This is a genomic window from Burkholderia cepacia ATCC 25416 (assembly GCF_001411495.1).
In the GTDB taxonomy this organism is placed as follows: Bacteria; Pseudomonadota; Gammaproteobacteria; order Burkholderiales; family Burkholderiaceae; genus Burkholderia; species Burkholderia cepacia.
In genome coordinates, this window is record NZ_CP012981.1 from 2336997 (window position 1) to 2359630 (window position 22634).

22 protein-coding genes are annotated in these 22634 nt (G+C 69.6%); 15 read left to right on the forward strand and 7 right to left on the reverse strand.

Annotation, left to right across the window (positions count from 1 at the left end; genetic code table 11):
- Window positions 1-43: 43 nt before the first annotated feature.
- A complete protein-coding gene (locus APZ15_RS10620) occupies window positions 44-823 on the forward strand; it encodes a hypothetical protein (RefSeq protein WP_027787803.1) in 780 nt (259 codons plus the stop codon).
- A gap of 15 nt (window positions 824-838) precedes the next feature.
- Here APZ15_RS10620 and APZ15_RS10625 read toward each other — a convergent pair whose 3' ends face one another.
- Window positions 839-1729, reverse strand: a complete 891-nt coding sequence (locus APZ15_RS10625; RefSeq protein WP_027787802.1) for a LysR family transcriptional regulator — start codon at window positions 1727-1729, stop codon at window positions 839-841.
- A 112-nt stretch (window positions 1730-1841) separates the two neighbouring features.
- On the opposite strand from APZ15_RS10625, the gene APZ15_RS10630 reads away from it, so the two are divergent.
- Both APZ15_RS10630 and APZ15_RS10635 read left to right on the forward strand, forming a co-directional pair.
- Window positions 1842-2267 (forward strand): VOC family protein, encoded by a 426-nt coding sequence (locus tag APZ15_RS10630; RefSeq protein ID WP_027787801.1) that lies wholly within the window; start codon window positions 1842-1844, stop codon window positions 2265-2267.
- A gap of 134 nt (window positions 2268-2401) precedes the next feature.
- Window positions 2402-2986: a flavin reductase family protein gene (locus APZ15_RS10635; RefSeq protein ID WP_027787800.1), complete on the forward strand. Its 585-nt coding sequence runs from the start codon at window positions 2402-2404 to the stop codon at window positions 2984-2986.
- A 13-nt stretch (window positions 2987-2999) separates the two neighbouring features.
- On the opposite strand, the gene APZ15_RS10640 is transcribed toward APZ15_RS10635, so the two are convergent.
- The gene (locus APZ15_RS10640; RefSeq protein WP_027787799.1) at window positions 3000-3896 is read right to left on the reverse strand and encodes a LysR family transcriptional regulator; all 897 of its coding nucleotides are present in this window, start codon (window positions 3894-3896) and stop codon (window positions 3000-3002) included.
- A 97-nt stretch (window positions 3897-3993) separates the two neighbouring features.
- Between APZ15_RS10640 and APZ15_RS10645 the strand changes: the two genes are divergently transcribed.
- From APZ15_RS10645 to APZ15_RS10655, 3 genes are read left to right on the forward strand one after another with little or no spacing between them, the layout of a single operon-like run.
- Complete coding sequence (locus APZ15_RS10645) at window positions 3994-5292, forward strand: CitMHS family transporter (RefSeq protein ID WP_027787798.1); 1299 nt, start codon at window positions 3994-3996, stop codon at window positions 5290-5292.
- 42 nt (window positions 5293-5334) lie between these two features.
- Window positions 5335-6693, forward strand: coding sequence for an acyclic terpene utilization AtuA family protein (locus APZ15_RS10650; protein WP_027787797.1), 1359 nt, complete (start codon window positions 5335-5337; stop codon window positions 6691-6693).
- Window positions 6693-7004, forward strand: coding sequence for an AtuA-related protein (locus APZ15_RS10655; protein WP_027787796.1), 312 nt, complete (start codon window positions 6693-6695; stop codon window positions 7002-7004). Before APZ15_RS10650 ends, APZ15_RS10655 begins: the two co-directional genes overlap by 1 nt.
- A 41-nt stretch (window positions 7005-7045) precedes the next feature.
- Here the strand turns inward: APZ15_RS10655 and APZ15_RS10660 are convergent, their stop codons facing one another.
- Complete coding sequence (locus APZ15_RS10660; protein ID WP_027787795.1) at window positions 7046-7867, reverse strand: carbon-nitrogen hydrolase family protein; 822 nt, start codon at window positions 7865-7867, stop codon at window positions 7046-7048.
- A 273-nt stretch (window positions 7868-8140) separates the two neighbouring features.
- On the opposite strand from APZ15_RS10660, the gene APZ15_RS10665 reads away from it, so the two are divergent.
- Window positions 8141-9970 (forward strand): methyl-accepting chemotaxis protein, encoded by a 1830-nt coding sequence (locus tag APZ15_RS10665; protein WP_027787794.1) that lies wholly within the window; start codon window positions 8141-8143, stop codon window positions 9968-9970.
- A gap of 70 nt (window positions 9971-10040) precedes the next feature.
- Here the strand turns inward: APZ15_RS10665 and APZ15_RS10670 are convergent, their stop codons facing one another.
- Window positions 10041-10832, reverse strand: coding sequence for a response regulator transcription factor (locus tag APZ15_RS10670; RefSeq protein ID WP_027787793.1), 792 nt, complete (start codon window positions 10830-10832; stop codon window positions 10041-10043).
- Window positions 10833-11051: 219 nt separating this feature from the next.
- Between APZ15_RS10670 and APZ15_RS10675 the strand changes: the two genes are divergently transcribed.
- The 4 genes from APZ15_RS10675 to APZ15_RS10690 are packed head-to-tail and all read left to right on the forward strand — an operon-like array spanning window position 11052 to window position 16172.
- A complete protein-coding gene (locus APZ15_RS10675) occupies window positions 11052-13403 on the forward strand; it encodes a hypothetical protein (protein ID WP_034195791.1) in 2352 nt (783 codons plus the stop codon).
- On the forward strand, window positions 13400-14620 hold the full coding sequence (locus APZ15_RS10680; RefSeq protein ID WP_034195790.1) for a hypothetical protein: 1221 nt from the start codon (window positions 13400-13402) through the stop codon (window positions 14618-14620). The genes APZ15_RS10675 and APZ15_RS10680 overlap by 4 nt, the downstream gene beginning before the upstream one ends.
- A gap of 13 nt (window positions 14621-14633) precedes the next feature.
- Entirely contained in the window at window positions 14634-15305 is a 672-nt protein-coding gene (locus APZ15_RS10685; RefSeq protein WP_027787790.1) for a DUF1266 domain-containing protein, read from the forward strand.
- A gap of 60 nt (window positions 15306-15365) precedes the next feature.
- Window positions 15366-16172 (forward strand): hypothetical protein, encoded by an 807-nt coding sequence (locus APZ15_RS10690; RefSeq protein ID WP_034195789.1) that lies wholly within the window; start codon window positions 15366-15368, stop codon window positions 16170-16172.
- A 42-nt stretch (window positions 16173-16214) separates the two neighbouring features.
- Here APZ15_RS10690 and APZ15_RS10695 read toward each other — a convergent pair whose 3' ends face one another.
- From APZ15_RS10695 to APZ15_RS40845, 3 genes are all read right to left on the reverse strand, one after another.
- A complete protein-coding gene (locus APZ15_RS10695) occupies window positions 16215-17144 on the reverse strand; it encodes a phosphatidate cytidylyltransferase (protein ID WP_027787788.1) in 930 nt (309 codons plus the stop codon).
- A gap of 37 nt (window positions 17145-17181) precedes the next feature.
- Window positions 17182-17814, reverse strand: coding sequence for a lysophospholipid acyltransferase family protein (locus APZ15_RS10700; RefSeq protein WP_027787787.1), 633 nt, complete (start codon window positions 17812-17814; stop codon window positions 17182-17184).
- A gap of 102 nt (window positions 17815-17916) precedes the next feature.
- Complete coding sequence (locus APZ15_RS40845) at window positions 17917-18147, reverse strand: hypothetical protein (protein WP_155253126.1); 231 nt, start codon at window positions 18145-18147, stop codon at window positions 17917-17919.
- Window positions 18148-18281: 134 nt separating this feature from the next.
- Between APZ15_RS40845 and APZ15_RS10705 the strand changes: the two genes are divergently transcribed.
- From APZ15_RS10705 to APZ15_RS10720, 4 genes are all read left to right on the forward strand, one after another.
- Window positions 18282-18887, forward strand: coding sequence for a CDP-alcohol phosphatidyltransferase family protein (locus APZ15_RS10705; RefSeq protein ID WP_027787786.1), 606 nt, complete (start codon window positions 18282-18284; stop codon window positions 18885-18887).
- Window positions 18888-18977: 90 nt separating this feature from the next.
- The gene (locus APZ15_RS10710) at window positions 18978-20747 is read left to right on the forward strand and encodes a bifunctional alpha/beta hydrolase/class I SAM-dependent methyltransferase (RefSeq protein ID WP_027787785.1); all 1770 of its coding nucleotides are present in this window, start codon (window positions 18978-18980) and stop codon (window positions 20745-20747) included.
- Window positions 20744-22150, forward strand: a complete 1407-nt coding sequence (locus APZ15_RS10715) for a phosphatase PAP2/dual specificity phosphatase family protein (RefSeq protein WP_027787784.1) — start codon at window positions 20744-20746, stop codon at window positions 22148-22150. The genes APZ15_RS10710 and APZ15_RS10715 overlap by 4 nt, the downstream gene beginning before the upstream one ends.
- The gene (locus tag APZ15_RS10720) at window positions 22150-22602 is read left to right on the forward strand and encodes a hypothetical protein (protein WP_027787783.1); all 453 of its coding nucleotides are present in this window, start codon (window positions 22150-22152) and stop codon (window positions 22600-22602) included. The genes APZ15_RS10715 and APZ15_RS10720 overlap by 1 nt, the downstream gene beginning before the upstream one ends.
- Window positions 22603-22634: the final 32 nt, after the last annotated feature.

Here is a 22634-nt window from a genome sequence, read left to right on the forward strand (position 1 = left end):
CGCGCGGCCGTCACGGCGGCGCGCGGCTTCGGAGAAGATCCAGATGAACCGGAACATGAAGACCGGCGCCGTGCGCGCCGTTGCCGCCGGTGCGCGGCGCCGCGCGTTGCGCGCGATCGCGGGCTCGGTGCTCGCGATCGGCGCGGGCCTGGGCCTCGGGGCAGGGGTGGCTGCGCCCGCGCGGGCGGCCGATGCACCGCAGGCCGTCACGCGCGTCGCGATGCTCGTGCAGCTGCGCGGCCCGAACCTGAAGGTCGACGAACGCATCGGCCAGCATCTCGGCGAACGCGGCTACGCGGTGCGCCTGATCGACGAGTCCTCGACGCCCGACGCGGCGCGCGACGCCGACCTCGTCGTGATCTCGTCGACGGTGTCGTCGAAGAACGTGCGGCCCGGCTGGCGCACGCTCGACAAGCCGCTCGTCACGTGGGAAAACGACCTGCTCGACGATCTCGCGATGACGGGCAAGCGTCACGACGTCGACTTCGGCGAAACGGGCAAGGAACGCTACCTGTGGCTCGTCAATGCGCCGCACCCGATCTCGGCCGGGCTGCCGGCCGGCGCGACCAGCGTGTACGGCAAGCAGGCGCCGATGAGCTGGGGCAAGCCGGGGCTCGGCGCGATCACGATCGCGACCGTGTACGGCCAACCCGACAAGGCCGCGATCTTCGCGTACGAGAAGGGCGCGACGATGGACTACGAAGCGCTCGCGCCGGCGCGCCGCGTGATGTTCTTCCTCGACAACGACACGTTCGCGAACCTGTCGCCGGCCGGCGTCGCGCTGTTCGATGCGGCGGTCGACTGGGCGGCCGGGCGGCGCTGACCGACGACGTCGGCGCTATGCCGCCTGCGGCGGCGCGCGCCGTCGTGACGCCGCTTCGATCAGTTGCGCGAGCTGCTGCGCCGGCTCCGACATCGTCCGCCGCGCGCGGTGCACGAGCCCGATGTCGCGGTGGAACGTATGGTGTCCAAGGTCGATCGCGCGCACGCCGGCCGGCCAGCGGCGATAGACGGCGGTCTGCGGGACGATCGCGACGCCGACGCCGTTCCCGACCAGCTTGACGATCGCGTCGAGTTCGTCGAGCTCACACGTGTCGCGCACCGCGAGGTGCATCTTTTTCAGGAAACGATCGACCTGGCGCCCGCCGAACGATGCGCGGTCGTAGCGCACGAACGGTTCGCGCGCGAGCAGTTCGGCCCAGTCCTTGCCTTTCACGCCACGCGGCACGATCAGCCGGAACGGTTCCTGCGCGAGCGTCGTCCAGTGCAGGTCGCTCTGCAGCGAAAACGGCGGCCGGATGATCGCGGCCATGTCGATCTCGCCCGCGTCGACCCGGTTGACCAGCTCGATCGACAGCCCCGGTATCACGCGCGTGCGGCACGCGGGATGGCGGCGATGGAAATCGGCGAGCGCGGCCGGCAGCAGCGCGCTCTGCACCGACGCGATCGCGCCGATCGTCACGCGCACGGCGGCCGGCGAGCCGGGGGCCGTCGAGCTCAGGTTCTCGTACAGGCCGAGCAGCGCCTGCGCCTGGTCGAGCACGTGATGGCCCATTTCGTTGAGCCGCGCCGACCGGCCGTGCCGGTCGAACAGCGCGAAGCCGAGCTCGGCTTCGAGACGCTGCATCTGCGCGCTGACGGCCGCCTGCGTGAGCCCGATACGGTGGCCTGCCGCGGCGAACGTGCCTTCCCGGGCGACGGCGACGAGGGTTCTCAGTTCGCGGATCATTCATCAATTCCGTTTGTGAATGACGAAACTATATATTGATTTGATTTTCGATCGACCTTGACTACCATGGTGCCGTCCTCGCGCCACGCGAGCGTTCCATCACGAGGCAACCATGAGTCTTTCCCCGTTTCACCTGGCGATCCCGGTCTACGACCTGGCGGCCGCGCGCGATTTCTACGGCCGTGTATTCGGGCTGGCGGAGGGGCGTTCGAGCGCGCAGTGGGTCGACTTCGACTTCTACGGGCATCAGCTCGTGATCCACGAGCATCCGAAGACCGCATCGCAGGAAAGCGCGCATACGAACGCGGTCGACGGTCACGACGTGCCGGTGCCGCATTTCGGGATCGTGCTCGACTGGGCGAGCTGGGAAGCGCTGGCCGAGCGGCTGAGATCGTTCGGCGTGACCTTCGTGATCGAGCCGTATGTGCGCTTCCAGGGGCAGGTCGGCGAGCAGGCGACGATGTTCCTGTTCGATCCGTGCGGCAATGCACTCGAATTCAAGGCGTTCCGCGATATCGGCCAGTTGTTCGCGAAGTGACCGGCGGCGTTGTCGGCACCGATTGAAATTGGGTGCGAGAATGCGGCCTTCGGCGCGGCTGCGCACCTGCGCACCGGCCGGCGCCGCGCGCCGCACGGCATCCGTCCGTGCGCGCCGTTCTCCAGGGAATCCGTATGGACAGTCACATCGCTCCGGTGGAGCTGAAGAAAGCCTACCGTCTCCTCAACCACGGCCCGACCGTGCTCGTGTCGGCCCGCCACGACGGCGTCGACAACGTGATGGCCGCCGCGTGGGCGTGCGCGCTGGACTTCCTGCCGCCGAAGCTGACGGTCGTGCTCGACAAGTCCGCGAAGACGCGCGAGCTCGTCGAGCGCAGCGGCACGTTCGTGATCCAGGTGCCGACGGCCGCGCAACTGCAGCTCACGCATGCGGTCGGCAGCCACAGTCTCGCCGAGCGGCCGGACAAGCTGCGCGAGGCGGGCGTCACGCTGTTCGACGTCGAAGGCCACGACCTGCCGTTCGTCGCCGGCTGCTCGGGCTGGCTCGCGTGCAGGCTGGTTCCCGAGCCGCACAACCAGCAGACCTACGACCTGTTCATCGGCGAGGTGGTCGCGGCGTGGTCCGACACGCGCGTGTTCCGCGACGGTCACTGGTATTTCGAATCGGCCGATCCGGCACTGCGCAGCCTGCACTACATCGCGGGCGGCAATTTCTATGCGATCGGCGAATCGCTGCACGTCGATCCGGACGTGAAGTAAGCCGAACCCGGCATCACGCGCGCTTTTTCAATTCCGTCAGCATGGTTTCCGCGAACGCCTGCGCGACGCGCGGCAGCGTGCGGCCGCGCTTCGTGACGAGCGCGATCGGCCGCACGAACGCGGGATCGTCGATCGGCTTCGCCACCAGCTCGGGCTCGGCGCGCACCTCGCGCGCGGTCGCGGGCAGGATCGTCACGCCGAGCCCGCCGCGCACCATCGCGACGGCCGTCATCATGTAGGTCGGCTCGCACGCGATGTCGGGCGTGCAGCCGGCCGCGTCCAGCGCGGCATCGACGACGCTGCGCACGCTCGTGCCCTGCGCGGTGAGCACGAGCGGCACGGCCGCGACATCGGCGGTGCTCACGCGGCGCTTGCGCGCGAGCGGATGATCCTTCGGGCACACGGCGACGAGCCGGTCGGCGCCCGCATACAGCACCTCCAGCGACGCATCGAACGTGTCGCCGCCCGTCAGTCCGAGATCGGCCTCCTCGTTGCGCACGAGCGCGGTGACGAGGCTCGCGACGCCGTCGCGGATCTCGAAGCCCGCGCGCGGCACGTCGCGCCGGAACGACTGGATCAGCTCCGGCAGCACGCTGGACGCGAAGGTCGGCAGGCACGCGAGCCGCACCGTGCCGCTCGTGCCTTCGCCGAGCGCGCGCGCGTCGCGCAGCACGCGCTCCATGTCGTCGAGCGAACGCTGCAGCAGCGGCAGCAGCTCGCGCCCGGTCTGCGTGAGCGCGACGCTGCGGCTGTTGCGGTCGAACAGGCGCGCGCCGACGATTTCCTCGAGCCGGCGGATCTGCACGGTCAGCGCCGGCTGCGACAGGTGCAGCCGCGCGGCGGCGCGCGTGAAGTTGCCGGCGTGCGCGACGGTGACGAACGCGCGAATGTCGCGAAGATTCAGATCCATAACGGTTCGTGATTGCTGCGATCAAATCATTTCAATTGTGCTATTGCTGCGCCGACCTTACGCTCGTCTCCAACAAAAGACAAGGTAGGAGACACGGATGCTGCCGTTACTCGGGCTTGGCACGATCGTCGTGCTGCTGGCCGCGATTCTGTCGAAGCGGATGTCGCCGCTCGTCGCGCTGATCATCGTGCCGATCGCCGCATCGCTGATCGGCGGCTTCGGGCTGCACACCAGCAAGTTCGTCGTCGACGGGCTGAAGGGCCTCGCGCCCGTGGTGGGGATGTTCGTGTTCGCGATCCTCTATTTCGGCACGATCACCGACGCCGGCACGCTCGACCCGATCATCGACCGCATCCTGCGCGCGGTCGGCACGCGGCCGACGCGCATCGTGATGGGCACGACGCTGCTCGCGCTGCTGATCCACCTCGACGGCTCGGGCGCCGTGTGTTTCCTCGTGACGATTCCGGCCGTGCTGCCGCTGTACGACCGGCTGAAGATGGACCGGCGCGTGCTGGCCGCCGCGGTGTCGATGGCCGCGGGCATCAACTTCCTGCCGTGGACGGGGCCGATGATCCGCGCGTCCGCTTCGCTGCATCTGCCGGTGTCGGCGCTGTTCAATCCGCTGATCCCGGTGCAGGCGATCGGGCTCGTGTTCGTGTTCGGCGTCGCGTACTGGCTCGGGCGGCGCGAGGAGAAGCGGCTCGGCCTGTCGCGCGACGATGCGTCGATTCCGTTGCCGACCCGCGAGCTGACGCCCGACGAGCAGGCGCTGCGCCGGCCGCACCTGTTCTGGTTCAACCTCGTGCTGACGCTCGTCGTGCTCGGCACGATGGTCGTGATGGGCGAGAAGATCCCGCCGGCGATCATGTTCATGGTCGGGCTGTGCATCGCGCTGATGGTGAACTACCCGGACGTCGACATGCAGAGGAAGCGCATCGACGCGCATGCGCGCGCGGCGCTGATGATGGCCGGCATCCTGCTCGCGGCCGGCGTGTTCACGGGGATCATGCAGGGCAGCGGGATGCTGAAGGCGATGGCGCAGGCGGCGGTCGGCTTCGTGCCGCCGTCGATGGCCGGCCACATCCCGGTCGCGCTCGGCCTCGCGTCGATGCCGCTCAGCATGCTGTTCGATCCCGATTCGTTCTACTTCGGCGTCCTGCCCGTGATCGCGGAGGTGGCCGGCCAGCTCGGCGTACCGGCCGTGCAGGTCGGGCAGGCCGCGCTGCTCGGCCAGATGACCACCGGTTTCCCGGTCAGCCCGCTGACGCCCGCGACCTTCCTCGTCGTCGGCCTGTGCGGCATCGAGCTGGCCGAGCACCAGAAGTTCACGTTTCCGCTGCTGTTCGGCGCGTCGATCGTGATGACGATCGCGTGCGTCGTGCTGGGCATCTTTTGATTTTCACCGGCGGCGCACCCGCCGGACGACGACGGTATGGACATGACAGCAAAGCAACCTGAACGGCGCGTGCGCATCGGCGCGGGCGCCGGCTACTCGGGCGACCGGATCGAGCCCGCGGTCGAGCTGGCCGAACACGGGCAGCTCGACTATCTCGTCTTCGAATGCCTGGCCGAGCGCACGATCGCGATCGCGCAGCAGGCGCGGCGCCAGGACCCGTCGCTCGGCTACGACCCGCTGCTGGACGCGCGGATGCGCGCCGTGCTGCCGGTTGCCGTGCCGAACGGCGTGCGCATCGTGTCGAACATGGGTGCGGCGAATCCGCGGGCGGCCGCACGGCGCACCGCACGGATCGCGCAATCGCTCGGCGTCGCCGGGCTGAAGGTCGCGGCCGTCGAAGGCGACGACGTGCTCGACGTCGTACTGCGCGGCGCGTTTCGCTTCGAGGAATCGGGCGACGACGTCGCCGCGTATCGCGACCGCATCGTGTCCGCGAACGCGTATCTCGGCGCCGCGCCGATCGTCGATGCGCTCGCGGCCGGCGCGGACGTCGTGCTGACCGGGCGCGTCGCCGATCCGTCGCTGTTCGCCGCGCCGCTGATCCACGCGTTCGGCTGGCGGATGGACGACTGGGACACGCTCGGGGCCGCGACGGTCGTCGGCCACCTGCTCGAATGCGCGGGGCAGGTGACGGGCGGTTATTTCGCCGACCCCGGCTACAAGGACGTGCCGAACCTCGCGCGGCTCGGGTTTCCGATCGGCGAAGTCGCGGCGGACGGCTCGGTCGTGATCACCAAGGTGCCGCACGCGGGCGGCCGCGTGAGCGCGGCGACCTGCAAGGAACAGCTGCTCTACGAGATACACGATCCGGCGCGGTACCTGCAGCCCGACGTCGTCGCGGATTTCACGCACGTCGCCGTCGCCGAGGAGGCGGCGGACCGCGTGCGTGTGACGGGCGGGCGCGGCACGGCGCGGCCCGACACGCTCAAGGTGTCGGTGGCGTATGTCGACGGCTGGATCGGCGAAGGCCAGATCTCGTACGGCGGCCCGGGCGCGCTCGAACGCGCGCGTCTCGCGCTCGGGATCGTCCGCGAGCGGCTGGCATTGACCGGCGTCGCCGCGACCGAGCTGCGCTTCGACCTGATCGGCGTCGATGCGCTGTATGGCGACGCGACGCCGGCCGTGCGCGGCGAGCCGGCCGAGGTGCGTGTGCGGGTGGCCGGCCGCGCGGCGAGCGCCGGCGAAGCGGCGCGGATCGGCAATGAAGTCGAGACGCTCTATACGAACGGGCCGGCCGGCGGCGGCGGCGCGTTCAAGTCGACGCGCGAGGTGATCGCCGTGCAGTCGGTGCTGCTGCCGCGCGCGGCCGTGACGCCGTCGTTTTCATTCGTGGAGGCATGATGCAACTGCGTGAACTCGCGCATGCGCGCACTGGCGACAAGGGCAATACGCTGAACGTGTCGGTGATTTGCCGCGATCCGCGCCATTACGATCATCTGCGCACGCATCTGGGTGCCGATGCGGTGAAGGCGTGGCTCGCGGGTATCGTGCACGGCGACGTCGTGCGGTACGAACTGCCGGCGCTCGGGGCATTCAATTTCGTGCTGCGCGATGCGCTCGGTGGCGGCGTCACGCGCTCGCTCGCGCTCGACGCGCACGGCAAGTCGGTCAGTTCGGCGCTGCTGGCGATCGAGGTGCCGGAGCCGGCGTGACGGGCGTGACGGACGGCGCCGCCCGGGCGGGCGAGCCCCCGTCACGGAATCAGCAACTCGCGAAGCCCGTCCGCATGCTCGATACGTTCGCCGGCGATGTGCAGGCGCTGGTCCCTGCGATAGTCGTAAACCGCGCGCGACGCGGCGAGCTGGTCGAAATCGAGCTCGATCGCGTGGCGCGATTCGCCCTTGCCGGCCTCGAAGATCAGGTTGCCGAACGGATCGGCCGCGAGGCTGCCCCCCGCGAACACGACGTCGTGCGTGCTGCCGCCGACGCGGTTGGCGACCACCGTGAACACCTGGTTCTCCATCGCCCGCGCCGTTGCCGACGTGCGGTGGACCGGGCGGTACGGTTCCATGTTGCCGTCGGTGATGAGGATCAGCTCGGCGCCGAGTTCGGCGAGCGCGCGGCCGGTTTCGGGGAATTCGTTGTCGTAGCAGATCAGCAGACCGATCCGCACGCCGTGCCATTCGATCGTCGCGTAGCGGTCGCCGGGCAGCACGACGCCGTGCTCGCTCACCCACAGGTGCGTCTTGCGGTAGCGCAGCGCGATGCCGTCCGGCGTGACGAACACGGTGGTGTTGTAGAAGCGGCCGCCGTCGTTCTCGATCAGCCCGACCACGACGGCAACGTCGCGCGCGCGTGCGGCCGCGATGACCGCGCCGACGCCCGGGCCGTCGAGCGGCTCGGCGCATTCGGCCAGGTTCGACGGATCGAGGAAGCCGGTGAGCTGCGCTTCCGGAAACATCACGATGTCGGTGCCCGGTGCGCAGGTCGCGATCGCTTCGAGCGTGCGCTGCAGGTTGTAGTGCGTGTCGCCGTCGCGACCGGCGAGCTGGACGATGTCGAGCTTCAGTTTCATGGGCGATTTCGGTGGGCGGGGCCGGCGCGGCCGGCTCCGCAACGTTGGACGTCGGAACGCCCGAGTATGCGCCGAACCGCCGGTTTTCCCATCCCGCCGGCGTGTTAACCCGTCGGGGGTATTGATCCCGCGTACTGTCGCCGGCCTCGGCTCAACTTTTTTTGCCGGTCTGACCAGTCGAACCTCAAGTTGCATCGCGTGCGGTCGTTAAGGACGGTTGAGTGCCCATTTGACCAACCGAAAACAACGCGGCAACCGGAGATCAACGTCATCATGCTGTCATCGATTCGCGCCCGGATTCTGGCGACCTGCGTCGCCATCGTGGTCACGGCCCTGGCCGTGACAGGCGGCCTTGTGTACTACGTCGTCAAGCAGCACAACGACACGACCATCGACCAGAACCTGCAGTCCGTCCTGACCGGCCACGCGCTCGCGCTCGACGAGTGGGTCGCGAGCCGCGCGCAGCAGACCCAGGCGCTCGCGGACACGCTGACGCCGGGCGAAGGCGATCCGCTGCCGGCGCTGACGCTGCTCGGCAAATCGGGCGGTTTCCAGGTGCTCACGCTCGGCCTGCCGGATCGCACCGCGTATTCGAACGTCCCGCTCGCGGCCGGCTACGATCCGACCGCGCGCCCGTGGTTCAGGCAGGCGGTCGACGCCGGCCGGCTCGTCGTCACGGCGTTGTACCGCGACGCGTCGACCGGCAAGCCCGCGTTCGCGTTCGCCGCCCCGATCGTTCGCGGCGGCACGCTGAAGGGCGTGCTCGCGGCGAGCCTTTACATGGAGCGCGCGAGCGCGATCGTGGCGTCGATGCATCCGACGCCGTCGAGTTTCGCGTTCCTGGTCGACAAGAGCGGGCGCCTGATCGCGGGCGCGAAGACCGATCTGATCATGAAGCCGGCCGCCGAGCTGTCGCCCGAACTGACGCCGGAGCGTCTCGCCGGCCTGCAGACGGCGACCGAACCGGTGGCGATCGACGTGGACGGCGTGACCAAGCTGCTCCGCGCGCGCCCGATCGCCGGGACGGACTGGTCGCTCGTCATGGCGCTCGACCGGTCGGACGTGACGGCCGGCATGCGCGCCGTCGCGACGACGACGCTCATTGCGATCCTCGTCGTCGCCTGCGTCGCGGCGGCACTCGTCGGCGCGTTGACGAACGCGGCATTCAAGCGCGTGCTGCTCGTGCGCGACGCGCTGACCGACGTCGCGAGCGGGAGCGGGGACCTGACGAAGCGGCTGCCGGCCGACGGCGGCGACGAGGCCGCGCAGATCGCGCGGGCCTTCAACCTGTTCGCCGAAAAGATCAGCGCGATCCTGCTGCAGATACGCGGATTCAGCGAATCCGTGAGCGTGGCGAGCGCGGAGATCGCGCAGGGCAACCAGGACCTGTCGAGCCGCACCGAACATGCGGCATCGAGCCTGCAGGAGACCGCGGCGGCGCTCGAGGAGATCGCCGGCACGGCGCGCAACTCGGCCGATGCGGCCACGCAGGTGAGCCGGCTGGCGGAATCGGCGTCGGGCGTTGCCGTACGCGGCGGCGAGGTGGTGAGCGAGGTGGTCGCGACGATGGACGAGATCACGAAGGCGTCGGCCGAGATCTCGAACATCATCGGCGTGATCGACGGCATCGCGTTCCAGACCAACATCCTCGCGCTGAATGCGGCCGTCGAGGCGGCGCGCGCGCACGAGCACGGGCGAGGCTTCGCGGTCGTCGCGGGCGAGGTGCGCACGCTCGCGCAACGCAGCGCGGTGGCCGCCAGGGAAATCAAGCAGTTGATCCAGTCGTCCGTCGAGAAGATCGAAGGCGGATCGGGGCTCGTGAAGACGGCCGGCACGACGATGGACGAGATCGTCGAGGGCGTGCGCGGCATCACGAGCGTGATCGCGGAAATGACGGTCGCGGCGAACGAGCAGAGCACCGGGATCGCGCAGGTGAACCAGGCCGTGTCGCAGCTCGATCACTCGACGCAGCAGAACGCTGCCCTCGTCGAGGAGTCGGCTGCGGCCGCCGCGCTGTTGCGCGAGCAGGCGGCTCAGCTCGCGCAGACGGTCGGCGAATTCAAGCTCGCGGGTTCGCACCGGGCCGCGACGGCATCGGCATGATCCGGCCGCGGCCGTCGAAGGCCGCCGCAAAGAGGCACGCAGGGAGGCGAAACGGGCGCGACGGAGCGCGCTATCCGTCGGTCTGCGCCTTCAGGAACAGTGAAAACAGTTCCGATTGCGAATTGATCGCGAGCTTCCCGTAGATGTTGCGCCGATGCACCTTGACCGTTTCGGCGGAAATCGACAGCTTGTTCGCGACTTCCTTGTTCGAGCGGCCGCTGAGGATCAGCCGGATCACGTCGAGTTCGCGCGCGGTGAGCGGCGTGCCGAGCCGCGCCATCGCCTGCTCGAAGCCATCGTGCGCGCCGGCCCGGCGCGGCGGCGCCTGCTCCGCGGAGGCGGGCTCGAACGCGAGCCGCTGCCGCATCAGCGCGGCCACCCACGGCCGGATCAGGTCGAGCAGCGCAACCTGCCCGGGGCTGAAGCGCCGTTTGCTGCCGAGCGACAGGCACAGCGTGCGCGCATCGTCGAGCACGACGTTGAACTGCACCTCGTCCTCGACGACGTTGTGCGTGAAATAGAGCGTGTAGTACTCGGTATCGCGAAAGCATTCGGGCGCGACGTCCGACAGCCGGAACAGGCCGCTCCTCGGCGCGTCGCGGTTCGCGATGTAGAACGGGTCGAGCTGGTACAGGCCCTGCACGTAGTCGCGGAACAGCGGGTCGGGGCCGCCGCCTTCGTACGGGCATTCGGCGAACACCTGCGGGCGGCCGTCGCCGAAGGTCAGCACGACCCAGCTGTCGACCGCGACGTATTCCTCGATCAGCCGGATCAGCGCCAGCCAGAAGCCCGGCTGGTCGAGCGACTCGATGAGCCGCCCGACCGAACGATGCCACGCGACATCCTGCAAGGTGAGGTTCATGCGGTTTCCGGGTCGGCGGGACCGGTCGGCGCGCGTCGCGCCGTCGCACCGTGCGCATCGACCTGTCCGGGGATGAAGAACGAGATCGTAACGCCGGGCGACGCGAATGGCGAGGCCGCGCACGGTCGCCGTCTCCTGATAAGCTATCGCGATTCCGAGATGGAGAAGTCGATGACTCCCAGCGCCAATACAACTACAAACGCCCATTCCAATATCGATATGACGACGATGCCCCTGACGGGCCAGCCGCTCGACACACTGATGAACCGGCTCGAAGCCGATCTCGAGGAAAGCGATTCGAGCCGCGAGAGCGACCTTGCGGCACGACTGCGTGCGCAGCCGTTGCGTGCCGATTCGCTCGACGCGATCGCGCGCCTGCACACGCTGTGGATGCACGCCGGCGATCCGGCCGCCGCGCGCGCCGTGCTCGACGAGGACGGCACGGGCGTGCACGACGCGGCGCCGCCCGAGGCGCGGCCCGACATCCGCATGCAACTCGCGCTATACCGGCTGCAGGTCGCCCGGCACCTGGGCGAGAACGACGCCGTCACCGAGGCGATCGGCCAGATGCACGACGTCTTGCGCACGTCGCCGACGCTCGATGCCGATCGCTACGTCCGCGCACGCATTCTCGATACGCTCGAATTCGACCACGCGGAGCATGCGCTCGACGCGATCGAACTGCGGCATGCGCTGAACCGCGCGATTGCCGGCCGCGCCACGTTTCGCGCGTGGGACGAGGCGAACCGGCAATGCCTGCGCGCGTGGGCACTGCGGCGTCTCGACCGGGACGACGACGCGCGTGCGGCGGCCGAGGCCGCGGTGGCTGCGATGGCATCGGCAGCGGCGGACCAGGACATCGACGCCGACGACTGGCTGCGGATCGGCCGGGCGATGATCGAGATCGCGCCGTTGCAGTTCGACACCATTCGCCAGGCCGTCGAGTCGCGCATTGCCGACTGGGCGCTGCCGCCTCGCCGCGAGGCCGAGGTGAGGCTGGCGCGGCTCGCCGCGCGGGCGGCACACGCGCAAGGCGATCTCGCGGGCGCGCTGGCCCGTTGCGAGATGGCGCGCCACAGCCTCGAATCGGACGGCGGAGACGACTTCATCGAATACGAACTGCCGTGGCTGCTCGAGGCGGGCCGTTTCGACGAGGCAGGGCGCAGGGCGTTCTTCCACGTGTACCAGATCGAAAGCAGCATGCTCGACCGGGTCGGGCAGATCATCCATGCGCGCCTGGCCGAGCCGACCGACACGTCGGTCTGGTGGCCGCTGTGCGCGATGCGCGCAGCGGGTTTCCAGCCGACGCTCGAGCGGCTCGTCGAACTCGGCGCGGAAGGGCCCGACGCGCTGGCCGCGCGTTCGCCGACCCATGGCGAGATCTTTGCCGCGTTCGGCTCGCTCGAAGGCGACGCGTTGCGCTACGCGATCGCCGACGCCGCGCGCGAGGTCGCACTGCGGCGCGCGCCCGGCCATCCGTGGATCGCGCGGCTCGCGGCCGTCTACGACGGCGAAACCGGCCGCATCGACGCGACGACCCAGGCCGCGCGCCTGCTCGCGGCCGCGCAGGAAGGCGAGATGTACGACAACCGCACCGGGTTCATGCTGACCGATGCGCGCATTCGGGCGCTGGGTGTCGCCGCCGCGATGAAGCTGCCGCCGCCGCCGCTGCGCAGCGGCTTGTGGAGCTACGGCTACGCGTGCTCGATCGAGGACAGGGCCGAGGAGGCGATCGACGCGCTGCCGGCCGCGGAACAGGCGCCGGTGCGCGCCGATCTCGAGCGCCTGAAGATCGCCGCGTATGAGCAGGGCCGCGCCTGCATGGAGCGCTTCTTCGAGACGGGCAACGGCCATCCGTACGATGCGTGCGCGCACCTGTATTCGATGCTCTGCAACAACCTCGCGATCCTCTATCGCGGCGAGGAGCGCTACGACGAAGCGCTGGTCCTGCATCGCAGCGGGATCGCGGCGAGTTCGTTTGCCGAGCATTACGACGGGGTGCGCTACGTGCTCGCGTGCCAGGAGAAGGATGAAGAGATGCTCGAAGCCGCCGAGCAGCTGTGGCACTACGCCGCCGAATACGGTTACAGCCGGCACGAGCCGAACTGGTACGTGCGCGACGTGGTGCGCGCGCTGTACCGCGTCGATCGCTGCAACGAATTGCCGATCTGGCTCGAGCGCCTCGTCGGCTGGCAGCGCGAGCACGACCAGCTCGACGGCAGGTTGCCCGACGAGGCACTGATTGCCCGCCTCGTGTTCGCGGCCCACATGTCGGAGTCGCATCCGGACCAGGCATCGGCGCTGTACGACGCCGCGCGTGCGCAGGCCGACGCGTCGCGCGATCTGAACGTGCTGCTCCGGGCCGCCGACGCGGCGTACGAACTGGGCCGCCAGCCGGACGCGAAATATTTCTACGAACGGGTGCTCGCCGGCAACCGGTACGCCGCCGAACCGCTCGACCTGAAGATGGACGTGATCGAGCGGCGGATCAGCGAGGCCGGTGCGCCGCCTGCGGCGCCGGGCCCGGCGACGGCCGCGCCGGGCAAGCGCTGGTGGAAGTTCTGGCAATGACGGCCGTCGGTCGGCGGGCCGGCTATGCGCCGCGCAACGCGCTGAACGCCGATGCGCTGAAAGCGGCGATCGCCGCGCGCAGCACCGCGCGAGGCGATGCCGACGCGGTGCGCGCGTGGCTGCTCAACCATTTCTACCGGCACGTCGTCGCGAACTTCGAGCCGGCACGCACGATCGGGTCGCTCGACGACGCGCGGCAGGCGCTCGGTAACGCCGCGCCGCCGGCGTGGGTCGCGCGGCGCTTCGGTGCGGACGCGAAGACGATCGGCGAGGCCGACGCCGGCAGGCTGGCGCCCGTCGTCTGGGTCGACCCGGGCGATCCGCAGCTTCTCGCGCTCGAAACCACGCTCGTCGAGTTCCTCGAGTCGCGCAAGGGGACCGGGCTCGACGGCAAGCTCGACCGCGTCAATTGCCCGCAGGCGCTCGCGATGTGGGAACGCGAGCATGCGGAGATGGCGGCCCGGATCGCGCGCGGCTGGCGCGAGAGCCAGCCCGATGCGCTGCGCACCTGGTGTGAAACCGCGAACGGCCGCTTCGTCGAATTCCTGCCCGACAGCGCGCTGCTGCGCGCCGAAATGGCGTTCGAGAGTTACGTGATGCGCCATTGCCTCGGCCAGTTCGCCGACCGGCAGGCGCTGACGGGCGGCTACGGCGGGCGCTACGCGGAAGCGATCGAGGCGCGCACGCTGCGGCTGCTGAGCTTCCGGGACGCGAGCGGCCAGCCGCACATCACGATCAGTGTCGCGATGCGCGCGGACGGCGGCCTCGACGTCGATCAGGTCAAGGGCAAGCAGAACCGGCCGCCGGTCGAGCGCTATGTCGACGACGTGCTGGCGTGCCTGAATACGCTGGGGACGACGGATAACACGCCGCCCGACTGCATCGCGCTCGGCGTGGTCCATACGGCGTCGGGGTGGTGCAGGATCGAGGACGTGACGGATGCCGCGTCGCAAGCACGGCTCGTCGCGCGCCATCCGCAATTGTTCGGGCGGCTCGCCGAGCCGACGCCGACCGTCGAGTGGCTGGTCGCCGCGCGGCAGCCCGAACTGCTGCAGGCGCGGCCGCCGCGTGCCGGCTCGGTGCGTTACGCGGTGCGCGCGACGCTGGCGCCCGCGGTGCCGTCCGCGCAACGGGACGACGCACAGCCCGCCTTTGCAACCGAGAACGTGCGCTGGCCCGGCTACGACGCGCCGCACGGCGCCAGTGCCGGCGAATGACGGGGCGAAGACCATGACATTCAAGCTGATCGTCGCGTTGTTCGTGCTGTGGCGTATCGTGCGCTACTTCCGCCGGCGCGGTGCGCGCCATTCGACCTTGTCCGCCCGCAAGCACTGGGCGCTGCTGCTCGCGCATCCGTACGTGGAGGCGACCGGGTTCTCGGGTTTCGACGATGCGGATACGAGCCACCTGAACGACACGTCGCGCAAGTTCCTGCGCGCGCAGATGCTGCATCAGATGGAGTTGCGCACCGACGCGACGGACGACGATGCGCGCGCGCACCTCGCACGCGTGCTCGAGACGCAATGGTTTCGGGCCGACCTGCATGCGCTGCAGCCGACCGACGACCCGCGTGCCGCACTCGCGTTCGCCTGTGCGCGGATGGCGTTCCTCGCGCGAGTGGCGATGCTGATGGGCTGGACCGAGCCGGACACCGCGTGGCGTGTGCTGTTGCTCAACGCGCAGCGCGCGCAGGATTGTTTCGGCAGCTGGACGGATTTCGGTAGCGCGTATATCGCGGGCCGCAAGCAGTGGGTGGCCGGGTTTCGCGCCGACCCGTTCGGCAAGGCGTTCGACGACGCCACGCTGCAGCGCTGGCTTGCATCGGGTGACGGTGTGTGGGGGCGGGCGGCATGGCCGGGGCTGGCGGCGTTCGATCCCGAACCGGTCGCGCAACCTCGATGACGCATTGATGCCGCCAGCAGCTCATTTCGCATACCGCTTTCCGTTCCTGCCGACGCCGACATGATTTCATCCGTTCATCCCCTGTTGCGACGCCTGGCGCTGTCCGTTGCGTGTGCGGTGCCGGCGACGGTGCTGCCCGCGACGGCGCAGGCGGTCGAGCCGGTCGCGGCCGACCGTCTGCTGCGCACGTTCCTCCACGACCACTACGGCAACTGGCGCGCGGACCGCAAGGGCTGGCAGTCGGACGCGGGCGATTTCATTTATTCGCCGTGCGGGTCGCTGCGCGTCGCGACCGCCGACGGCCCGCGGTATCTGCTCGCGGTGTGCGGCGAGACCGAGGCCGCCGTGCAGGACGGCATGCCGGGGATGGATTCGGACGGCACGACGGGCACCATCGACCTGTACGTGCTGAAGCCCGCGGCGGACGGCAAGACGCTCGAGCCGGTGGTGAAGAAGACGGATATCGCGTCCGGCAAGCGCGGCGAGCCGGGTACGGTGCGCATCGAGCGGTACGGCCCGCACCTGTTCGGCTTCACGATCGGCGACGGCGTCACGCTGCAGGGCTATACGATGGCGATGCGATCGATCTGGCTGCCGGTCGGCAACGCGATCGTCGAGGCGGCGCCGCGCATCGACGAAGCGCTCGACAACACGGGGTCGCTCGATTGCGGGAACGCGAAGTCGCATTGCGAGAGCCGCACGTTTTCGATCGTGCCCGACACGACCGGCACCGGCGACGTCTATCCGCTGACGGTCACGGAAACGGGCTCGCGCGGCGACAAGGCGATTCACGCGCGCTACACGGTGACGTTCGACGCGGCGCGCGGCCGCTACGTGGTGCCGAAGGCGTTGCGCGCAGGATACTGACCGTTCGCGCGAAGGAACGGGCGGCGCGGTGCCGCCCGCCTGTCACACGTACAGATACCGGACGAGGTGGAAGAACACCGGCGCGGCGAAGCAGATCGAGTCGACGCGATCGAGCATCCCGCCGTGGCCCGCGATCATCGAACCCCAGTCCTTGGTGCCGAGCGAGCGCTTGACGGCCGACAGCACGAGGCCGCCGACGAAGCCCGCGATCACGATCGCGAGCGAGATCCCGAACGCGGCGCCGAAACTGAACGGCGTCACGCGATACAGCGACGCGCCGCACAGCGTCGCGAGCAGCCCGCCGCCGACGAACCCTTCGATCGTCTTGGACGGCGACAGCTGCGGCGCGATCTTGCGGCGCCCGAACAGCTTGCCGACGACATACTGCAGCACGTCGCTGATCTGCACGACGAGCAGGAAGAAGAACAGCAGCAGCGCGTTCTGTCCCGTGTAGCGCGGAATGTCAAGGATCAGCACGGCCGGCGCGTGGCTCAGCCCGTACACGCACACCATCAGCGCCCAGTTGATCTTCGCGTTGCGGCTCAGGAATTCGCGCGTGTCCTGCGTGAGCGCCGACACGAGCGACATCGCGAAGAACAGGTGCACGGGCACGAAGATCGAGTACATCCCGTACCAGTTGATCCCGAGCAGCAGGTATTGCACGGGGATCGCGACGAAGAACGCGATGAACAGCGTCGTGTGGTCGCTCGCGGTCGTCGGCGTGAGCGTGATGAATTCGCGCAGCGTCAGGTAGGACAGCACCGCGAACACGAGATACGTGACGTTGTTGCCGAGGCCGATCGCGATGACCATGATCGCGATCATCGCCCACCACGCACGGATGCGCTGGTTCAGGTTGACGATGGTCGCGCTCGTGCCGCCGCTGCGCGCGCCGAGGATCGCGCCGATCACGGTGGCGATGACGAGCACGCCCGTGACGCCCGCGACCAGTTCCCAGAAGAGAGTTCGCATGGGGGATATCCGGAAAAGGGAAAGGAGAGGGCGGTGTTCAGCCGGCCGGCCGCTGCGGCGGCGCGAGCGCGACGATCGCGTCGCGCATGCGGGCGAGGAACGTCGGCTTGTCTTCCTGGGCACCGAGCGCATCGTTCGCGCCGAAGTGCACCTTGCAGATCAGCGGCACCGGCCAGATCGCACCCTTCGGCATGATCCGTTGCAGGTTCTCGAGATAGACGGGCGCGAGCGCGACGTCCGGAAACTCGGTCGCGAGGTGGAACAGCCCGCTCTTGAACGGTTGCGGCAGGATCTCGGCGCCGCGCGTGCCTTCCGGGAAGATGATGATCGAATGGCCCTGCCGGAGTGCGTCGCGCACGGGGTCGAGCGGATCGCCGCCGGACTCGCGGTGGCGATCGATCAGCACGACGTTCAGCAGCTTCTGCGCGATGTGGCGCTTCGCGTCGCTGCTGTCCCAGTAGTCGCGCGCGGCGACGGGCCGCACGACCGCGCGCACGTCGCGCGGCAGCGCGGCGAGGATCGCGAGCGTGTCGATGTGGCTCGTGTGGTTCGAGAAGTAGATCTTCTGCGTGGGGGACGGCGGCGCCTGATGCCAGACCGGATACGCGCCGGCGACGAGCCGCACGATGGACAGCAGGAAGTCGCGCTGCCAGACGTTGAGAATGTTCATCGGCGTCGCGCCTCCTGCCTGCCTGCATGGCCCGAGGCGCATGCGCGCCGGGCGGAACCCCGGAATGCCGGCGCGGCAGGATGCGCGCCGGACGGCCCTTGTTTAAATTTTTTCAAATTCGTGGCTGCCTGTCGCAGGTCCGCGATAATCGGACGATTCGCCGCCACACGCTGTTGCGTCGCGGCGAATGCGCCGGTCGGCGGCGTGATAATCGGCTGTTGCACGAGTGCCCGTTTGCAGTTCGAATGGATCGTGCTGCGCTCGGGCCAGCGGATTATCGCGAGTTTCCGTCAAAAACGCCAGATTGGCGCCGCGCTTGCGCGCCGGGCGCATGCTTGACGCATCGGGGCCGCTCGGCGACGATTAGGGCCGTCCATGGAAGGCCGTCCAGGGCCGTTTCGCCGCCCGGGGCATGGCGGCGGGAAAGGTGTCCGACTGTGCCGCGTGAATAGAACGAATACGAAACGATGAGCCTCTACGCACTCAAACCCAAATTCCAGAACCGCCTGCGCCCGTTCGCGAACTCGCTCGCCGAGCGCGGCGTCACGGCCAACCAGGTCACGCTGTTCGCGGCCGGCGGCTCGATCGTCGTCGGCGCGCTCGCCGGGCTCGGCGTGTTTGCCCGCGCGCTGTTCCTGCTGATCCCGCTGTGGCTGTTCGTGCGGATGGCGCTCAATGCGATCGACGGGATGCTCGCGCGCGAGCACAACCAGAAAAGCACGCTCGGCGCGTACCTGAACGAACTCGGCGACGTCGTGTCCGATGTCGCGCTGGTGCTGCCGTTTCTCGCGATTCCGGCGTTCGCTCCGGCAGACGTCTGGCTGTTCGCGCTGACGGCGGTGATCGTCGAATGCGCGGGGCTGATCGGCCCGCTGGTCGGCGTGAGCCGCCGCTACGACGGCCCGTTCGGCAAGAGCGACCGCGCGCTCGCCCTCGGCGCGTTCGCGCTGTGGATCGGGCTCGGGTTTCCGGTCGGCGGTGTCGCCGCATGGCTGTGGCGGCTGCTGATCGTGCTGTCGATCGTGACCGTGGTCCGGCGCGTGCAGGCCGGCATCGCGGAAAAGGGCGGTTGAAAGGGTAGTCAAGGCAGTCAAAGGCAGTGGCGGTACCGGGCGCCGGAGGGCGGCGCACCAAGATTCGAATAACGAAACGAGAGAAAACGCATGAGCGCACGCCTGGCCCGCGAGGCCGACTTCATCACGCACGACGGCGAAACGCTGTTCTATCGTCACTGGCCCGCAACGGGCCCGCGCTGCCGCGGCGCCATCGTGCTGCTGCATCGCGGCCACGAACATTCGGCGCGCGTCGCGCATCTCGTCGACGAGCTCGACCTGCCGGATTTCGCGTTCTTCGCGTGGGATGCGCGCGGCCACGGCCGCTCGCCCGGCGCACGCGGCTACAGCCCGAGCGCGGCCGCGTCGGTACGCGACCTGCAGACCTTCGTCGAACATATCCGCGACACGCACGGCATCGCGATCGAGGACATGGCCGTGGTCGGCCAGAGCGTCGGCGCGGTGCTCGCGGCCACCTGGGTGCACGACTACGCGCCGCCGATCCGCGCGCTCGTCGTCGCGTCGCCGGCGTTTCACATCAAGCTCTACGTGCCGTTCGCGCGACCGGGCCTGCGGCTGATGCACAAGCTGCGCGGGCTGTTCTACGTGAACAGCTACGTGAAACCGAAATTCCTCACGCACGATCCCGAGCGGATCGCGAGTTATGCGTCCGATCCGCTGATCACGCGGCCGATCGCGGTCAACATGCTGCTCGACCTGCACGACACCGCGCAGCGGATCGTCGCCGATGCGGCCGCGATCACCGTGCCGACGCAACTGCTGATCTCGGGCGCCGACTGGGTCGTGCATCGCGGCCCGCAGGACCGCTTCTTCGAACGCCTGGGCGCCGCGCGCAAGGAGCGCATCGTGCTGCCGGGCTTCTATCACGACACGCTCGGCGAACGCGATCGCGCGCAGGCGCTCGCGCCGCTGCGCGCATTCGTGCTGCGCGAATTCGATGCGCCGAGCCCGCGCGTGTCGCTCGCCGATGCCGACCGGCGCGGTGCGTTCCACGATGAATACGCGGCGCTCGGCCGCCCGCCCTCGAATGCGTTCGCGCGTGCGTACTGGGCGCTCACGCGGGCCGGCCTGAAGGCCGGCGGCGCGCTGTCGGACGGTATCGCGCTCGGGCTGCGGCTCGGTTTCGATTCGGGCTCGACGCTCGATTACGTGTATCGCAACCGCGCGCAGGGGCGGCTCGGCGTCGGTGCGCTGATCGACCGCACGTATCTCGATTCGCCGGGCTGGGTCGGCATCCGCCAGCGCAAGGTGCATCTGCAGGAGCTGATCGGCGCGGCGATCGGCCGCCTGCGCGGCCACGGCACGCCGGTGCGGATCGTCGATATCGCGGCCGGGCACGGGCGCTACGTGCTCGACGCGATCGCGTCGGCCGCCGAGCGTGACGGCGCGGCGCCCGACGACATCACGCTGCGCGACTACAGCCCGCCGAACGTCGAGGCCGGGCGCGTGCTGATCGCGCAGCGCGGCCTCGAGCCGATCGCGCGCTTCGAGCGCGGCGACGCGTTCGACGAGGCGTCGCTCGCGACGCTCGAGCCGCGTCCGACGCTCGCGATCGTGTCGGGCCTCTACGAACTGTTCGGCGAGAACGCGCTGATCGAGCGCTCGCTGCGCGGGCTCGCGCAGGCCGTGCCGCCGGGCGGTTATCTCGTCTATACGGGGCAGCCGTGGCATCCGCAGCTCGAATTCATCGCGCGCGCATTGAACAATCACCGCGGCGAGGCGACCTGGGTGATGCGCCGCCGCTCGCAGGCCGAGATGGACGAACTCGTCGCGCGCGCGGGGTTCCGCAAGCTCGACCAGCGGATCGACGAAATGGGCATTTTCACGGTCAGCCTCGCGCAGCGGGTCGACGCGTCATGAGCGAATTCGGCGGCGACGCGCGCGGCCTGGCGGCGCAGGCGTCGGCGGCCGGCACACGCGACGCGTCGTTCGCGCTGCGTCTCGGCTGGCTCGCGGTGATGGGCGCCGTGTTCTTCTCGACCTACGGCTTCGCGAACTGGCTCGCCGCGCGCCGCGTGGCGGTGCCGACCTTCGCGTTCGGCTGGGAACACGCGATCCCGTTCGTGCCGTGGACGATCGTGCCGTACTGGTCGATCGACCTGCTGTATGCGCTGTCGTTCTTCTTCTGGACGCGCCGCGCCGACCTGCTCGATCACGTGAAACGGCTGTTGACCGTGCAACTGGTATCGGTCGCGTGCTTCATCGCGTGGCCGCTGCGCTTCGGGTTCGAGCGGCCCGACGCGGGCGGCGTGGCCGGTGCGCTGTTCACGCTGCTGATGGGGTTCGACAAGCCGTTCAACCAGGCGCCGTCGCTGCACATCGGGCTGCTCGTCGTGCTGTGGGCCGTCTATGCGAAGCACGTGCGCGGCACGCTCGCGCGCGTCGTGCTCCATCTGTGGTTCGCGGCGATCGGCGTGTCGGTGCTGACGACCTACCAGCATCACGCGATCGACGTGCCGACCGGTGCGGCGGTCGGCTGTCTCGCGCTGTTCCTGTTTCCGCTGCGCGATGCCGCGGGCCGGCTGCCGGGCGCCGATGCGTCGCCGGGCGCGGCCGGCCGTGCGCTCGCGCGTCGTTATGCGCTCGGCGCGGCGGCGGTCGCGCTCGTGGCGCTCTGGTGCGTGCCGCACGCGCCCGGCTGGGCGCTGGCGGCCGGGTGGGTCGCGCTGGCGCTCGCGTGTGTCGCGTGGATCTACCGGCGCGGCGCACCCGGCGCGTTCCAGAAGGATGCGCACGGGCGTTTCCCGGTCGTCATCCGCTGGCTGCTCGCGCCGACGATCGCCGGCGCATTCGTCAATTCGCGGCTGTGGACGTTCCGGCAGCCGGCGCCGGTGCGGATCGACGAACGCGTGTCGCTCGGCCGCACGCCGACCACATCCGACGTGCGCCGCCACGGTTTCACGGCACTGGTCGACCTGACGGCCGAAATGCCGCGCTGGGCGGCGGCCGACGCATCGCTCGCCTATGCGAGCGTGCCGCAGCTCGACCTCGTCGCGCCGACGGCCGCGCAACTTGCGCAGGCCGTCGCGGCGCTCGAACGCCTGCACGGGGAAGGGCGCGACGTGCTGGTCTGCTGCGCGCTCGGCTACGGGCGCAGCGTGCTGTGCGCGGCCGCGTGGCTGGCGGCGCGACGCGGATTCGGCGATGCGCGCGACGCGCTGGCCGCGGTGCGCGCGGTGCGGCTGCATGCGGTGTGGTCGGACGACGGCGTGGCCGTGCTGCAGCACTGGATCGATGGCCGCCGCGGCGCGGGAGGTGTGTGATGCGCGACCCGTCCGCGCCATTCAGGATTGCCGCCGCGCGCGGCGCGCTCGATGCAGGCGTGTGGGCGATCGCGGCCGCACTGGCCGCGGCCGGCGCGGGCTGGTGGATCGCATCGGGCTGGGCGCCGGCGACGGTCGCGCGCGTGCTGCTGGCCGTCGTCAGCACCGGGTCGGGGATCGCGGCGCTGTGGGTTGCGGTGCGGATTGAGATCGACCGCCGGCTGTTCGCCGCGCTTGCGCGCGCGGCGGCCGGCGATGCATCGGTCGACGACGCCCTTGCCGCGCTCGACCGCGCGCTTGCCGATCTCGGCTGGATCGACGCGTCGAAGGCCGGACGTGCGCTCGACGCACGCGTGCGCGGCGCGGTTGGGCTGTGCCGCGCAGGTGTGCTCGTCGCGATCGTGCAGTGGCTCGTGGTCGGGCTCGCGATTGCCGTTTCGCAGATCGGCTAGTCAGCGGCCGTGTGAGCTCGCCGCGCGTGGTC